This window comes from Streptomyces sp. ME19-01-6 (assembly GCF_033793745.1).
GTDB lineage: Bacteria > Actinomycetota > Actinomycetes > Streptomycetales > Streptomycetaceae > Streptomyces.
In genome coordinates this window covers 1-14,816 of the sequence record NZ_JARAXF010000030.1, presented here as the reverse complement: position 1 = coordinate 14,816, position 14,816 = coordinate 1, and the positions used below count along the sequence as shown (strand labels likewise).

The window sequence follows — 14,816 nt, the reverse complement described above, 5'->3', positions numbered from 1 at the left end:
AGGCGTGCGGCATCATCGGCAGATGGCCTCCACACCTGCCCCGCCGACGTACCTGGATCGCCTCCGGTCGGACCTGGACCTGATGGAAGCGGACTTCCTGCAGGTCCTCGCGGACTCACAGATTCGCAACGTTGATCCGAACCGCCACTCCAACGGCATTGCTCACTTCGGAGCGCCGAAGTGGGGCTGGGTACCCAGCAGTCCCGAACTCGAAGCCCGAAGGATGGAGCTGCTGGGGCGAGTTCGTGAATGGGAACCGCTGTTCCGGCTCCTGTTCCCGCACCCGACACCGGAGGTCACCAAACGCCTCGACAAGAGCCTTGCCCTGCTGCAGCGCTGGCTTGAGCGCCCCCGGGACACCACCATTCCTGCCACCATCGAAGGGGCTGCCGACAAGATCAAGGAAGCGGCGGCCACGCTCCGGAAGCTGGGCGAGCTCTTGCCCGAGGACGAATGGCCGGTGCGCGTCACAGTCGACACGAACATGCTGATCGATGACCCCGACGTGGCGCTCTACACGTCCGCGCTCGGCAAGCGGTACATGGTCCACCTGTTCCCGGTGGTCCTGCGGGAACTGGACGACAAGAAGCTCGCCGGCCGCACCCCGGACCTCCGGGACGCCGCGAAGAAGGCGGACCGCCGCCTGAAGGGGCTGCGGACCAACGGCAACGTGCTGCGCGGCGTACGGGTGGCCGGTGACGTGCACGCCATCTTCGAGCACATCGAGCCCCAGGGCGACACCCTGCCGAACTGGCTCGACCTGGACGTGCCGGACGACCGCTTCGTGGCCTCGACATTGTTGCTGCAGTCCCGGCACCCAGGTTCTGCGGTCTATGTGGCCACGAGAGACATCAATCTTCAGACGAAGCTCGCTGCCGTCGGATTGCCGTTCTTCGAGGCGCCGTGATGGAAATGGGTGGCCCCGGTCTGGGGGACCGGGGCCACCCATGGCGGTGGGATCCGCGATCAGCTGCGCCGGGTCAGCGCTGCTGGATCCACCGGAGAATCCGCCGGTCGCGCTGGCGTCCAGGGCGCCGACGGCACCGCGGACGATGCCGTGGCCCGCTGTATGGGCGAGAGAGCGCAGGCGATGGCGGCGCCGCCGTCCACGAGCTGCCGCAGCCGGGTCCGGGCCGTTCGTGTCGTCCCGGGGTTGTCTGGCCGGGCCGTGGCTCCTCGATGGTGCTCATCGGTGGCCCGATGTCCGGCCCGGGTGTCTACCCGCCGCTGTGCCGCAGGAAGGCGGTGCGGCCAGCAGACGCCCGGGCCGGAGGTGAGGTGTGGCCAGAGATCAGGTGGCGCGCAGGCGGCTCACGGTGCCGGTGAGGTCGAAGAGCTGGTTGCGGGTGCCATCGAGCCACTGCTGGGTCACGGTGCCGGTCGGGCCGAGGTGGAGCGCGTAGGCGGTCAGCGCCGTATCAGCGAGGGCCAGTTGCTCCGAGACGTTCGTCTCGTGCTGATCATTCGTGATGATCTTCCCAGGGCGCCGGTTGTGCCAGGCATGACGCAGCCACTTGTCGGTGGCGGGCACCGGTTCGCCGTTCTTGGTGACCGGCTCGTAGCGGGTGCCGTTCGGCGGCGGGCTGTCCTGGACGACCTGGGGCGGGATGACAGCACCCTGGAACTGCCAGTAGGTGGCGACGATGGCTTCGGCCTGGCGTCGGCCCCATGCGGCTCGCGGAGTGGCGCCGTCGGTGAGCATGCGGTTGACGAAGGCACTGGCCTGGCCGCGCGGCCGGGTGCTGGCCTGGGAGCCGTAGGCGGCCTGCAGAATCCCGCTGGCGGTTGCCGCGATCAGCGTGCGAACGCGCGCCTCGGCCAGAGCCGCCGTCCGCAGCCGAGGCGTCGGATTGGCGGTGATGTCGTCGATCACTTCGTGGAACGATCGCTGCACGGGCTCCGTGGGCAGGCTGTTCGAACCGACCAGCAAGGACTGTGCCGCGGCCGCGTGGTACTCGGCCTTCGCGCGGGGCAGGCAACGCCGCACAAGGTGTGCGACGACCTCACCCCTGTTGTGCACCTGCGGGCTGCCGGCGCCGCCGTTCAGGCCAAGGTCCTCGTAGACACGCTGGGCGGCGGCTGTCCTCCGGCTGAACGCCCACACCGCGAGCAGGGCCAGGTACTCCAGCTCTAGTCCGGCGGGGCGGCCGGAGGGAAGCTTGAGGTACCGCGCGATCGTCCGGCCGTAACCGGGGACGGCATCCAGGACTCCGGCGTCGGCGAGTTGGTCCACGGCCTGCTCCGCGAGCCGCGCCGCCCCGGTCCCGCCCGGCAGCGAGGTGGCGTCGTTGTGGATCGACTCGTAGCGCCGGGTGATGGACGCGGAGAAGTCTGCGCGCTCCTGCTCCTGGTAACCGGCGACCACCACGGAGGCCGTGGTGGTCCAGCTGTTCACCGCCTCCAGAGCGAGCCTGGCCGGGATGCTGACCTCCCGGTCCCGGCCCTTGTGCCGGACGGTGAAGTCGACAGTGCCGGACGACGTATCCGTCTCGTCCAGCGCAGCCCGCGCGGCGCGTACCGCCGCGCCGAGGTGGTCCAGAATGAGGATCTGCTCCTGGGCGGGCAGGGTCGTGAATGCCAGGACGTCATAGGGGAGACCGGTTTCCTGGCAGAACCGGCACAGGGCGTCCAGCTTGGCGGCGACCCGGCCGTGGCCGTCGATCACCAGCAGGCCCCTTGCCAAGATCTTTCCGGAACTGTCCACGACGCGGGCCAGGGCTACGTCTGCTGGTCGGCGCTGGCCTTCGGTGGTGACCGTCGCGATGGAGCGGCCCGACATGCTGAGCCGTACCTGCTCGAGCGCCCACCGCTGCCGTGCCGCAGTCCAGTCCAGCGCCTGCGGGCCGGAGGCCAGGAGCTCCAGGACTGCGGTCTTGTCCGGTGCGGTCGCAGCAGGGAAGGGCCGTGCGCCGAGGATCTCCTCGGCGCCGCTGTAGTCGCTCTGCTCCAGGTCCCGGATGTTGGAGACGAGCAGGAGATCGAGAGTGTAGAGCCGGGTACTGGGGGCGAGGACCTGCCGGACACCGGCCAGTACGCCCCCGTTGAGGAAGCCCAGTTCCTCCCCGGTGCCGGCGAAGTCCGCGGGGAACAGCGGGCGTACGGCGCCCGGTTCCACGCATGCTCGGGCGAAGATCGCGCTGCCGTCGTTGTCTGGAGTCCAGTCCGCCTGGGAGACGGCGGGACAGCCGCGGATGTTCTTCTGCAGGTGCTCGGTGGCGTCCGTAGGGGCCCGCTCGGGGATCGTGGGCAGGACCATGTTGGCCGTGCTGTCCATCGGAGTTTCTGCCTTCGGTCGGCAGGACCGGAGCAGCACGTGCTACCCGGTCCGTGACGTGGAAGGGCGCACAGGGTTTTCCTGTGCTCCCGGCCAGATCGGATCCCGGCCGTAGCCGGGCCTGCGCCTGGGCCGGCCGCGCACGGAGGCATCAGGGTGCGATTCCGGCCTTGGCCGGACCTGGCGATCCCGAACCGTGCCCGTACGGGGCGCGATGAACGGTGAGCTTAGCGTAATAGCTGAACTCCGTACGCCATTTCGGTCAGCGGGAGTTGAGCGTCATCGCGGGGGCCAGGGGGCAGAACCTGTCGCCGGATCCCGGACTTTTGTCCTTCCGCTAGAGCAGCAACCATGTGGCCCCGCCGCTGTGATGGCTTATGGGGGGAGTGGTCATGCGCGGCCGCCCAAGGCCCAGCCCCGAGCGAGTCGGCTCGGGGGCGACCGAGTCTCCGGTTTGTGCCCCTGACGAAGAGCCCGAGGTCGGAGACCGAAAGGGGAAACGCAGACCGCCGGGCAGACTGCCCTCCGTACTCAGCTGAAGGCCGTGGCAAAACTGTCCCCCATGGAGCAGGCCGCCGCTCGAGCCTGACGACTCCCGGGCCGAGGGCCTGCTGCCCGTCGTACACCGGCACCCTCCGAAGGCAGGACCAGGCTCTGTGCCCCCCGAGCCCCCGACGTAACGTTACATAATTCGGGGACTGGCGTTACATAGCCCTGGCGAATATTATGTACCGTCAGCTAGGCTGAGTGGCAGCGTTACATTTTTGGCGGCGCGGTCGCTCCGCACCCGCTTGGCGGCCGACTGCCCGACCTGCCCCCTGCCGCTTCTGCTCTTGGAGTCCCCGGGTGTCCTCCTCGCGTTCATCCCGCACCGACGGTGAGGCGTCTTCCGGCGCTGCCGCGCCGGACAACCCCGCCCACACTGCCCCGCCCGCAGCCTCGAGGGAGCCGTCCGCCCCGGCTCTGCGTTGGGCGGGCAACTGGCCCCTGAGTTTCCCCACGTCTCCCGCCCCATTTGCAGCGGCCAAGGAAGCCTCCGAAGACGCCGGACACCGACACGGCGAGGACAGCCAACCCGAGCCAGTTGAGGCCCTGTTGACCAAGCCGGGAACAACCTCCACCGCCCCTGACGCGGGCACACCGCACGCCCGGGCGCGCACCGGCCCGGCGACGCTGCACGAGGCCCGCCGCACACTCAAGCAGCTGATCGACGCCGCCATCCAAGGGCACCCCACGCCTCTGACGCGCGGCCCGCACCATGCTCTGCTCACCACCCCCGCCCATGCGACCGAACTGGGCTGGGACCTCCTCCAAGCCCCCACCCACAGCTTCGCGGACGCGCGCAAACAGCTCGGGGATCTGATCCGGTACGGCGCCGAGGGGCACCCCCAGGTGCTGTGCCGCCACAGGACCCCCGTTGCCGTCCTGATCGCCGCGGCCGCGGACGGCACCCCCGCCCCGCCCGCAGCTCATGCCGATCCCGCGCCTGACACAGCGGCCCCGGCTGCAACATCAGCCGCGGACTCCACCCCACCCCCTGAGGGCCTGCAGGCAGTCCAGAATCCCCTTCCGACCGCACCGGCAGCCGAAGCCGCCGAAGACTTCGTCCCTGCGCCGGCAACTTCCCCTGCCGAAGCGGCTGTTGCCCCCACCACGTCCTCGGAACCGCAGCCGGAACCGGCGCCGGCAGCCCACGACACGCCTGCACCTGCCGATACGCCCCCCGCCTCACCCGGCACCACCTCAGCCCAACCGACCGCCCCCACCGGCTCGCCGGCCGTTACCGCTCCCGCACTCCAGCCCCTGGTCACACCGCCGGCCGCCTTCCCCGTACCCCCCTCGGCCCCGTCCGAGCCGGGCCCGCCGGCCCCCGCTCCCGCGATGCCCGGCACCGGTCACGAGCCCGCCTGGCCGACGCGCGTCCCACTGGCTACCCCTGCGCCGCGCACCCCGCGACGCCTGGCCGCACTCGCGCAAGCCCTGGACGCCGTCCTCCCGACCACCGCTCTCACCGGTGACACCACCACCCCCGCACCCCTGATGGGCCTGTCGACCGGCATCCGCACCTTGGACGACGTCCTCGGCGGTCTCCAGCCCGGCCGCTTCTATCTCGTCGCCGCCGCCCCGGGCGCCGGATCCAGCCTGATCGCCACTGCCGCCGCGCGCACCAGCGCCCTCGACCAGCACCAGCCCGTCCTGTATGCCGCCTCCGGACTCACCCGCGCCGACATCGCCGCACGCATCGTCGCCGCGCACCTGCCCGTCGACTACCGCCGCCTGCGAGCCGGCCGTCTCACCCCCACCGAGCAGGACGACACCGCGGCCCTCCACCACCACCTGGCCCAAGCCCCGCTCTACATCGACGACGGCACCGATCTGACCACCGATGCGATCGCCGAGAGCGTCCCGGATCTGCCGGGCCTGGCCCTCGTCGTGGTCGACCGCCTGCAGACCACCGAGGACCCCCGGCTGCCGCTGTCCGGCCCGGCCCAGATCGCCGACGCCGCCCAGGCCCTCGCTCACCTGGCCCGCACGCACGAGCTCCCCGTCCTCGCCGCCGTCGACACCGACGACCCCCGCCTGATCGCCGCGCTCAGCCTCGACATCACCATCACCCTGGCCCGCGACGCCGACCAGATCCACGCCACCGTCACCGAGCGCGACCTCGGCCCGCAGGCCACCCTCACCCTCCACGCCGACCTCGCCCACGCCCGCATCACCGACCCCACCCACCCCTACGCCAGCCCCACCATCCACACCCCGGCATCACAGACACCACCCCCGGCCGCGACCCCGCACACTCCCGCACAGACCCCCCAGACGCCTGCCCAAGCCCCCACCAGCCCGCCCCCGGACCCCACGCCCACCTGGCCCGCCCCAACAGCCCACACCGTCGCCGCGCCCAGGCCATCGCCCCACCGCACCACCGCCCCACCCCCGCCCCAAGGCGGCTACGCAAACCGGGACTACAGCTACTTCACCGGCATGATCACCCGCGCCGTCGACGAAGCCCTCCACGACCACGACGGCGACATCACCGCCGCAACCGAAGCCCTGGTGAAAAAGGCGGTACCGAACGCAATGGCCCTGTTCGAAGCAACCCGCGTCGGCGGAAACTACGAGCACACCGTCTACCCGGAAACCCTCGAATTCCTCCGCAAGAAAACCAAGGACGGCGCCGACGAAATCTGGGAAGGCCGCCACAACTGGACCAACACCCACCTCACGGACGCCCTCCAAAACGGAACCCACCCCCCGATCACCGTCAACGTCCTCGACACCAACGCCAGCTTCCTGTCCGCCTTCAAGACCCACCTGCCCATCGGCGCCCTGATCCACGACCCCCACGGCGGCTTCGACCCCAAACGCTCCGGCATCTACCGCCTCCCCGCCCGCCCCGCCTGGCACCACCCCGACCTGCCCGACCCGATCGGCAACCGCCGCGAAGACGGCCCCGTCCTCCTCGACGACGCCACCATCCGCCTCCTCATCCGCTGCGCCCACCTCGGCCTGTGCGAGGCCCCGCACATCACCGAATGCTGGACCTCCGGCGCCAGCGAAGGCCTCTTGGAAAAATTCCGCCGCGTCCTGACCGAGGCCCGCACCAAAGCCCTCGAAACCGACGACACGGTGACCGTCGAATACATCAAAGCCATGTACTCGAAATTCACGTCCACCATCGGAGAGTCAAGCGTCAACCGCGACATCCGCCGACCCGACTGGATGCACATCATCCGCTCCCAGGCATTCGCCAACCTCTGGTATAAATCCCACCGGGCCCACAGCAACGGCCTGACCGTCGTCCGCGTCCGCGGCACCGACGAACTCCACGTCGCCGGCGACTGGCGCACGGTATTCACCGAAGGCCGCCTCACCACCCAGATGAAACAAAAAGACCAGTACCCCCTGCCGAGGAAGAGCGCCCGATAGATGTCGACCGACGGATGGAAAAACTTCGGCAACTACGGCGCGGACCGCGACCCCGGAAACGTCCACGGCAAAATCGCCCTCGCCCGCGCCCTCGAAGACGCCCTCGAACGCATGATCATCGACGGCGGAATCAAATCCCCAGTCGGCACCCGCCGCGGCCTGAAAGCCCGCATGCGCTACCTCACCACCACCAAAGGCGGCCCCCAAGCCCTGGCCGACGCCGGCATCCACGCCACCCCCACAACGATCCGCGCCTGGACCCGCGGCACCCAACGCCCGCGCCCCGCCAACCTCGAAGCGATCGACACCGCCTACTGGAACCTCCGCGCCCACAACGTGCTCGCCAACCCCGGCGCCCTCAAGCAGCACCTCAACCGAGGCGGCCGCGGAACCCGCATCGAGATCCACCCCGTCAACCAAGCAGCCGTCGACGAGCCACGCCGCCGCGACAATCTGAGGATCCAGCACCGGCAGGTCCGCTACATCTGGGACGACGCCGTCGACGCCCTCGTCGCCAGCGACCTGGACACCATGGAAGACCTCTGGGACGACATCATCGCCGAACTCGACTCCGACTGGGGCGCCTACACCTACGTCTCCTACATCGGCATCGGCGCCTGACACGACCGCCTGCAGCCTGCCTGACCGGCTCAAGAAGCGTCCAGCGGCCCAAAGACTCCCGGGCCCTGTGGGTGCGGTTGCCGACTCCTCCGCCGGAAGAGAGCCATTCCCGGCACGAGCGGTTGGCCAGCCGCCCGGCGCCCCCGCAGTCGGCCCGACCGGCCGCCTCCCATCCAGGCCAGGCCGCATGCAGAGCGGATACCCCACTCCGTCCCCGAGCCACCGGCCCGGCTGGGGCTCGGCCCGCACTGTGCCCCAGGCCGACGGCCCAGATGCCGCGCGGCCGGATGCCGGTTCAGCGGCGCACAGGCCGCTCCTTGACCGATCGGAGCTGAGCGGCGGGATCGTCATAGGGGAGCAGGGAACTCTGCTCGACGAAGGACGTGATGACGGGCCACAGGCCCTCGCCCACGTCGGAGGGGTTGCCTTCGTGACGTTCGGTGACGGCTGCTGCCGCACCGGCCAGGAGGTCGGCGAGCTGGATGGAAGGGTGGTCGACAGAGTCGCCGCGGACAACGCCGGCGACATCGGCACCGCGTTCCCGTGTCAGCAGGGTCATGCCGACAGGAGCGCAGGCGTACTCTCGCACGGTCCGCAGGGCGTCGTCGGTGAGCATCTGCTGTTCATCGGTGAGGACACTGACACGGCCGACACGACGCTCCCACCGGCGGGCCGTCTGGGCAACTGCGGGGATGAGCATCTCCAGCTGCGGAAACACCGGGTCGGCCGGGTCCTCGTGGAAGGTGGCGGCGTAGTCGCGAGTCCCGCGCAGCCTGGCCAACAGAGCGGTGACCGCTTTCCTCGTCGAGGCCGCCCACGCCTGGTCGAGGACGGCCACGAACACGCCGAGCGCCTCGTCCTGCCGGCTCGTGCCGCGCCGGGAGGCCAGCGTCACGAACGCGGACATCAGCTCCTGGAACAGGGCGCCACGCAGAGCCCGCGGTCCTTCGAGCGCGAGCGTGCGCGCCAGAGCACGGGCCTTTCCGTCGGCGTACAGGTTCCCTCCTTCGTCGTGCTCCTTCTCTTCCAGCAGCAGGTCGACCACTTTCGCTGCTGCCGCGTACTCCTTGTCGGCCACGTACACCGAGCACCTGTCGTGGAGCGCACCGCCGGGCTCCCATAGCTGCTGCAGCAGCGACCACCGATTGGTGCGGTTCTTGAACAGGTCGAATTTCAGTTCCTTGGCCTGCCGGATTCCAGCCTGGTCCCGCAGCTGCTGTATGAGCGCGGCTGCTTCGACGTCATCGACGGCGACGGAGGCGTAGACCATGAACCGGCGCTGGCGGCCGACGAGTTGCTCCCCGTCCCAGCCGGACTCGTCGCAGGCGATCCACCGCCCACAATCCTCACCGTCTGTGGTGGCCTCGGGCTGGTTCAGCTGGGTGTACTTCTCTCCGGTCAGCGGCACAACGGCATTCTCCCTGCCGCCCGGAACCTGCCCGCACCGGGATCGAGGCGGGCAGGCCGCACCGTCGGTGAACAGGGCCCGGCCGTGGACAAGCAGGAGGCAGGCATGCCGAGTTCACCAGCCGGGCGCGGCCGTCTTCGACGGTGCGATTGGAGAATCACCGCTTCAGGCTGACAGCACCCCCGCCGTCGACCAACCGATGCGAGGGCGTCAAACCCGCTTCCCCCGCCCCCCCAACATCACCATCTGCGTGCGCCACCACCCACGCTCGCAGCGCCCTTCCACGCCGGGATCGCCGGGCGGACCGCACAGGCGTTGAGGCGGCGTGCGGTTGCCCCTCCAGAACTCTGTCACGCCGCCCCATGACTGTCCCGGTCCGCTGCCCGGCTATGCCGCCGTCACCGGCCGGATGCCTCCTAGACACCGGGCAGCCGCAGCAGCCCCAGTCCGGTGTCGGCCTGTTCGGCAAGCGGCGCCTCCAGCCAGGCGGCGAGCGCGGCGATCTCGGGGGGCCAGACACATCACGAGTGCGTGGGAGATACCGGACGGGTTGACCACCTGAGGGACGAGCTGGGAGAAGACGACCAGGGGCGAACCCGGACTCGTCGACCCTCGCCCGCAGGCGGGCGAGGACGGGGTTGTCGGGCATCAGCAGCCCGTGCATCACGTACAGGAAGCCGATCATGGCGAGTATCCGCGCCACACTGCGCGCCGCGGCGATCTCAAGGCGCCAAGGAAGTCATGGCTCATTGTCAGTGCCAGGCTCGATAATCCGGAGTCATGGTCAACGAGTTAGAGGGGCCGGCGGCTCGCCAGCGCGTCACCGCAGCGTACGCAGCTCACGAGTGGGCTCCGCACCCAGACGTCGACTTCGAAGATTTGAGAGCGGCGACGAGGCTGGCGTGGGCAGAGCTGGAACGCGCAGGCGCGCCATTGGACGCTCCCGGAGGGCGTCTCTACCTGCTCGGCTTTGTGGGCCCCGGTCCTGATCTGAAACTGGGCATGATCACGCGGAAGCCCAGCAGTCCGGACAACTCCGTGTTGAAGTATCTGAAGAGCCACGAGCGCAGGGCCAACGCCTACAGATGCTTCCTGGTACGCGGATGGATCTCGCGGCCGGTCAAGGCCATGGTGCGTGACTGGGAGGAGAAGGCTCTCAATGCCGTTGGGGCGCTCGACGGCACGTTCCGCGACGGCGAGTATTTCTATGACGTGGACTTCGATGCGGCCGTCGCGGCAGCGCAAGCCGCACGTAGGAACTCGCTTGCGCACTGAGTACATACGCTACCGGGCACACTCCGGGGCCAAGTCTGGCGATACCGTGGAAGCACATGCCAGGAAGCCCCGGATGAGCGAGCAGTCGGCCCCCACGCCCGACTGCCAGCCCCTCGATGAGCATGCCGCCGCGTCCGTCCGGGCGTACGCGGCCGACCGGCGCGCGAAGGTCGACGTCCTCGCCTCCGTGCTGGAGGAGATCGCGGACAACGGCTACCCAGCCGCAGAGTCGGGCGTGCCGTGGGAGGAAGCCCGGGACGCCCACTTGGAAGGCCTCGACGGCGAGCAGCCCAGTGTCGCCTGAGCACGCGCCACACGGCGAGAGACCCACCGCCCGGACCGCGCGATCGTCGCGATCAGCGTCAACCTGATGGTCTGCAGGGAAGTGCCCATTGTCCTTCGTCATCTGAGTGTTGGTGGCGCAGGCGTGGTGACCTGGTGGTTGACGCTGACGGGTGGTGCCCACCGTTGCTGACATGAGTAACGAAGGGTTATGCCAATCTCACGGACCACCAGCCTCCCCGGCCAACGGCCGGCCCCGTGCTGGAGATTTTCTGGAGGTTGTCATCGAGTACCCGTATGTCCGCATCACCGTGTTCGGCGTCAGCCGGGCGGACGTCCGCACCGAGTCCCCGCTGACCGAGGGGGACATTCGAAGCGCTTATGAGGAACAGCCCGCACACATCCGCGCCGAGGCCGGTTGTGTGACCGTGGCCTTCGACGACGCCGGACCGACGTGCACCTACCACAGCGAGCGCCCGGCGGACTGGGAGGGGCCGGAAGTTTGACCGCCGAGCGCTGCTGTGGCGGTCAGGCGGCGTGGGTGCCGGTCGTGGGCGGTGGCGGTGCCGGGACGCGGGCGCGTGCCAGCGCCGGGGGAGGGCCGGGCCGTTGCCGGTGGGTCTTGGTCTCGTAGAAGACCGTGCCGCCGTCGGGGGTGTGTGCGATGAGGTCGATGCCGTGGTCGTCGGTGTCGGGCCGGGTGGGGCCGGTGCCGTGGGTGAGGAGGCGGCTGGCGGTGAGCCAGTCGGGTGGGGTGGTGCCGTTGCGGTGTGCTTCCCGGCTGGCCGAGCGGTACATGACGGCGAGGGTGTCCGCGAACACCTGGACGCCCGTGGCCATGACGGTGGGGGCGTTGCGGATGCCGGGGTCCGCGGCGAGGGCTTCGATGGCCGGCCTGATGCCGGCGGCCAGCCGGTCGACGTCGTAGCGGCCGCGGTCTGCGGCGAGGACTTCCACGACCGGCTTGATGCCGGCGGCCAGCCGGGTGACGTCGTAGCGGGCGAGGTGTGCGGCGAGGGCTTCGATGGCGGGTCTGATGCCTGCGGCGAGTCGGTCGACGTCGTAGTGGGCGCCGGTGTCCGGTCCGCCGTGGGCGAGGGGGAGCGGGTGGGGGCGGCGGATCACGCGCTGTGTGAGCTGCGTGCGCGGGGGTGCGGGGCGGGTGCCGCGCTGGGCGGTGACGTGGCTGTAGGCGTCGAGGTACGGGCACTGTGCGGCCGGACGGATGCCGCACACGGTGAGGAACGTGATCAGCTGCTCGCGGCTGGTGGGCAGAGCCTTGCGGTTGACGATCCGCCAGGCGGTGGTGGGCGGCACCGGGGCGCGGCCCGGCCGGTCGAAGTCGCGCAGGGGCGGAGCGCCGGCCCGTTCGTACGCCGCGGCCAGGACGAGGCCGAGGTCGCGCTCGTCGCGGATGAAGGCGGGGGTCGGCGCCTGGAGTGCGCGGAGCTTGCCGCGCTGGGCGGCGCGGCCGAGGGCGTGCAGGCGGCGGGCCTTGTCCTGGGCGGCCGGGCCAGCGCCGCAGGTGCGGAGGTAGGCGTCGAGGACGGCCGGGGTGGGCGGGGCGGTGCCGGACTCGGCGCGCTGGACGGCGCCGCGGGAGATGTTGGCGGCGTCGGCCAGGGCGCGCTGGGTCAGCCGGGCGGCGTCTCGCAGGGCGGTGAGGTGCTCGGCGAGGCGGGCGTAGTGGCGGTCGGGGCCGACGGCGGGGGAACGGGGCATGTCGGCGCCTACTTGCCCGCGCCGGAGCGCACGGCGGCCTCGACGAAGAGGCTCATCAGGCGGCGGCCGCCGCCAGCGGCGGTGAGGGTGGCCGCGCCGATCGCCCCGCAGCCGCCCAGGAGGGCGAAGACGGTCTCCAGCTCGGTGCCGGCGAGGAACAGGCCGCTGCCGAGCCCGAGGACGGCGATCAGCAGGATCAGCGCGTGGGTGGGCCCGAACCGCCCGGCGGCGCCGTCCGGTTCGCCGCCGCCCGTCGGCGCCTCCGCGGCGGGTGCGCAGGTGCAGGCCGGGGCGGGCCCGGCCGGGTGGGGGAGAGGGGGAAGGCTCATGGTGCGCAGGACTCCATCCTGACGGGCGCCGCCGACGGCATGCCGGGGCTACTGGTCGCAAAGTGAGGCAGCCCTTAAGGCAGTTGGCCCTGCCGTTAGTCGGGCTGCGCGGCACACAGCCTTCCACGATCCGGTATCCCGCCGCCCCGCCCCGGTGCGGCTTTTGTCTGGTGTGCGGCTTGCTGGCCCTGTCGGTGTTCCCCGTCCCGCCGTGAAAATCCGCCGCCCGGCCGGCCCGCCAAAACCGGCCCGGTGACGACGGGTTGCGTGCCTGCCGCCCCTCTGGCGGCCCACCGTTTGTTCCGGCCGGCTTGCGGCCTAGGCCGTATCAGCAAGACGGTGGTCCCAGCACGACACCGGCGGCGAGGCTGCCGGTGTCCTCCTGACGGCTACTGGTCGCAAGCCCGCACCGCTTCAGGACTCCAGGCAGGCGCGTTGGCCCGCGCCCGCCGCCACGCCAGGCCGGCGCCGCTCTCGGTGCCGGCCTGACGTGCGTCCAGGGCGACGGCGGTGACTCCCGCGCGCCCCGGGCCTGCGGCGAGGCCGTCGCGCAACTGCTCGACCGGCCGCTGTGCCGCGGGGAGCGTCGTTGTGGCCGACGTTGCTGGTGACGACGATCCGGGCGGTTGGTGGTGTTCAGCGCGGTGTTCGGGGCCGTCCGGTGCCACCGGGAAATCCCGTACATCGTTCAGAATCTGCTCTTCCAAGAGCATCGCGCAGCGTCACCCTCGCACGCTGTCTCACCTCACCCGAGGGCCGTTCAGCTGCGCCCGGACGGCCCGCCCGAGGATCGCCGTACGCCCGGCCGCGCTCTCGTACGCGGGACGTCCTGCTGCTCGCTGCTCGTGCACGGTCCGGGCCCGACGGCGGTGTCGTACGCCTCGACGAGACGGCCCCCGCCACCGACGCCGCGGCCTCCGACGACCGGAGCACCGCGGTGTTGCTCCTCGCCGCGCTGCGCGACGCCTCCCCCGGCCCGGCGCCCGGCGCCGCCGCCCACACGGCGGCCGCCTTCCTGGCGGACCCGCCTTCCTGGGCGATCCGGCCGTCTTGTGGGCCGAGTTGGCCACTGGCAGCGGGGGAGCGGACGCGGCCGGCCTGCTGCTGGCCGCCATCGCCACCCGCACCCCGCCCCCCGCGCACCGACGGCCCCGTTCCGCCCGACGCCGCCGAACGACTGGCCGCGGCGGCCGACCTCTGGCGCGCAGCGCCCGCGCCCTCCTGGACGCCGCCGTAGCCCGGCCCGCAGACGAACACCCCGCCGCGCTAGGGGCGTTGAGGGAGTGCTGGTCAACTCCGGCGACATCGACGCCGCCCAGGCCTGAACCGTCGTACGACGGCGCCGAGCAGCTGCTCACGCGCGCCCAGCGGCGGAGGGGGCGCTGTTACGGCTGTGCGTGTGATGGTCTGCAGGGAAGTGCCCGTTATCCCTCGTCATCTGAGTGACGCTGATGGGTGGTGCCCACCGTGGCTGACATGAGTAACGAAGGGTCATGTAATTCTCACGCCGACCACTAGGAGAATACTATCCGGAGGGAATCAGAAGGAATATCCAACCCTTAACCAGAAAAGGATGCGACGCGAATGAATGAACCAGAAATATGCCTTTCTCTCGACTTCAAGGGGCGAGACATTCCGGCATAGGTATAGACCACCACTTCCAACACGGAGAGTAGTCGTTACATAAATTATGTACCGACCCCGAGAGCGGTACATAATGGGTACACATCAGATGCAGGAGGGGGCGCCGGAGGGCGGTGTTTCAATTCCAAGTCACGCCTAAGAGGCTAAATTAGCAGGTCAGAAGCGTACAAGGAGTCAATAGAGCCCCTTATGTAACGGACCGACGAGGGCGGCCATGGCCGGCCCCTAGCCAGCCTGTAACGCCGCGGAGCGGCGTTACAAACCGTCGCGGAGCGATGGTGCGACGTTCCGTCACGTAGTGACGGCACGTCATGTCTCCGGAGGAGACGGC

At 70.2% G+C, this 14,816-nt stretch carries 11 protein-coding genes; 6 read left to right on the top strand and 5 right to left on the bottom strand.

What is annotated here, in order from left to right; genetic code table 11:
- Positions 1-22: 22 nt before the first annotated feature.
- Positions 23-907, top strand: a complete 885-nt coding sequence (locus PV419_RS40895) for a PIN domain-containing protein (protein WP_319697774.1) — start codon at positions 23-25, stop codon at positions 905-907.
- 384 nt (positions 908-1,291) lie between these two features.
- Here the strand turns inward: PV419_RS40895 and PV419_RS40890 are convergent, their stop codons facing one another.
- The gene (locus tag PV419_RS40890; RefSeq protein ID WP_319697773.1) at positions 1,292-3,274 is read right to left on the bottom strand and encodes a hypothetical protein; all 1,983 of its coding nucleotides are present in this window, start codon (positions 3,272-3,274) and stop codon (positions 1,292-1,294) included.
- A gap of 1,095 nt (positions 3,275-4,369) precedes the next feature.
- Between PV419_RS40890 and PV419_RS40885 the strand changes: the two genes are divergently transcribed.
- The gene (locus PV419_RS40885) at positions 4,370-7,204 is read left to right on the top strand and encodes a DnaB-like helicase C-terminal domain-containing protein (RefSeq protein WP_319697771.1); all 2,835 of its coding nucleotides are present in this window, start codon (positions 4,370-4,372) and stop codon (positions 7,202-7,204) included.
- The gene (locus PV419_RS40880) at positions 7,205-7,825 is read left to right on the top strand and encodes a hypothetical protein (RefSeq protein ID WP_031185860.1); all 621 of its coding nucleotides are present in this window, start codon (positions 7,205-7,207) and stop codon (positions 7,823-7,825) included.
- A 295-nt stretch (positions 7,826-8,120) separates the two neighbouring features.
- On the opposite strand, the gene PV419_RS40875 is transcribed toward PV419_RS40880, so the two are convergent.
- Positions 8,121-9,233, bottom strand: a complete 1,113-nt coding sequence (locus PV419_RS40875; protein WP_319697768.1) for a DUF3800 domain-containing protein — start codon at positions 9,231-9,233, stop codon at positions 8,121-8,123.
- A 780-nt stretch (positions 9,234-10,013) separates the two neighbouring features.
- Here PV419_RS40875 and PV419_RS40870 point away from each other — a divergent pair.
- The 3 genes from PV419_RS40870 to PV419_RS40860 all read left to right on the top strand — a co-directional run bounded on the left by PV419_RS40870 (position 10,014) and on the right by PV419_RS40860 (position 11,296).
- On the top strand, positions 10,014-10,508 hold the full coding sequence (locus PV419_RS40870; RefSeq protein ID WP_031185858.1) for a hypothetical protein: 495 nt from the start codon (positions 10,014-10,016) through the stop codon (positions 10,506-10,508).
- A 73-nt stretch (positions 10,509-10,581) separates the two neighbouring features.
- Positions 10,582-10,812 (top strand): hypothetical protein, encoded by a 231-nt coding sequence (locus PV419_RS40865; RefSeq protein ID WP_319697766.1) that lies wholly within the window; start codon positions 10,582-10,584, stop codon positions 10,810-10,812.
- 172 nt (positions 10,813-10,984) lie between these two features.
- Positions 10,985-11,296, top strand: a complete 312-nt coding sequence (locus PV419_RS40860; protein WP_158817261.1) for a hypothetical protein — start codon at positions 10,985-10,987, stop codon at positions 11,294-11,296.
- Positions 11,297-11,318: 22 nt separating this feature from the next.
- Here PV419_RS40860 and PV419_RS40855 read toward each other — a convergent pair whose 3' ends face one another.
- The 3 genes from PV419_RS40855 to PV419_RS40845 all read right to left on the bottom strand — a co-directional run bounded on the left by PV419_RS40855 (position 11,319) and on the right by PV419_RS40845 (position 13,554).
- Positions 11,319-12,512: a helix-turn-helix domain-containing protein gene (locus tag PV419_RS40855; protein WP_319697763.1), complete on the bottom strand. Its 1,194-nt coding sequence runs from the start codon at positions 12,510-12,512 to the stop codon at positions 11,319-11,321.
- 8 nt (positions 12,513-12,520) lie between these two features.
- Positions 12,521-12,841: a hypothetical protein gene (locus PV419_RS40850; protein WP_031185855.1), complete on the bottom strand. Its 321-nt coding sequence runs from the start codon at positions 12,839-12,841 to the stop codon at positions 12,521-12,523.
- Positions 12,842-13,230: 389 nt separating this feature from the next.
- Entirely contained in the window at positions 13,231-13,554 is a 324-nt protein-coding gene (locus PV419_RS40845) for a hypothetical protein (protein WP_319697759.1), read from the bottom strand.
- Between the last annotated feature and the right edge of the window lie 1,262 nt (positions 13,555-14,816).

Excerpts from the sequence above, each read along its gene's own strand:
- PV419_RS40895 (WP_319697774.1), top strand. The coding sequence starts at position 23 with ATGGCCTCCACACCTGCCCCGCCGACGTACCTGGATCGCCTCCGGTCG.
- PV419_RS40855 (WP_319697763.1), bottom strand. The coding sequence starts at position 12,512 with ATGCCCCGTTCCCCCGCCGTCGGCCCCGACCGCCACTACGCCCGCCTC.
- PV419_RS40850 (WP_031185855.1), bottom strand. The coding sequence starts at position 12,841 with ATGAGCCTTCCCCCTCTCCCCCACCCGGCCGGGCCCGCCCCGGCCTGC.
- PV419_RS40845 (WP_319697759.1), bottom strand. The coding sequence starts at position 13,554 with ATGCTCTTGGAAGAGCAGATTCTGAACGATGTACGGGATTTCCCGGTG.
- PV419_RS40870 (WP_031185858.1), top strand. The coding sequence starts at position 10,014 with ATGGTCAACGAGTTAGAGGGGCCGGCGGCTCGCCAGCGCGTCACCGCA.
- PV419_RS40880 (WP_031185860.1), top strand. The coding sequence starts at position 7,205 with ATGTCGACCGACGGATGGAAAAACTTCGGCAACTACGGCGCGGACCGC.
- PV419_RS40865 (WP_319697766.1), top strand. The coding sequence starts at position 10,582 with ATGAGCGAGCAGTCGGCCCCCACGCCCGACTGCCAGCCCCTCGATGAG.
- PV419_RS40860 (WP_158817261.1), top strand. The coding sequence starts at position 10,985 with ATGAGTAACGAAGGGTTATGCCAATCTCACGGACCACCAGCCTCCCCG.
- PV419_RS40890 (WP_319697773.1), bottom strand. The coding sequence starts at position 3,274 with ATGGACAGCACGGCCAACATGGTCCTGCCCACGATCCCCGAGCGGGCC.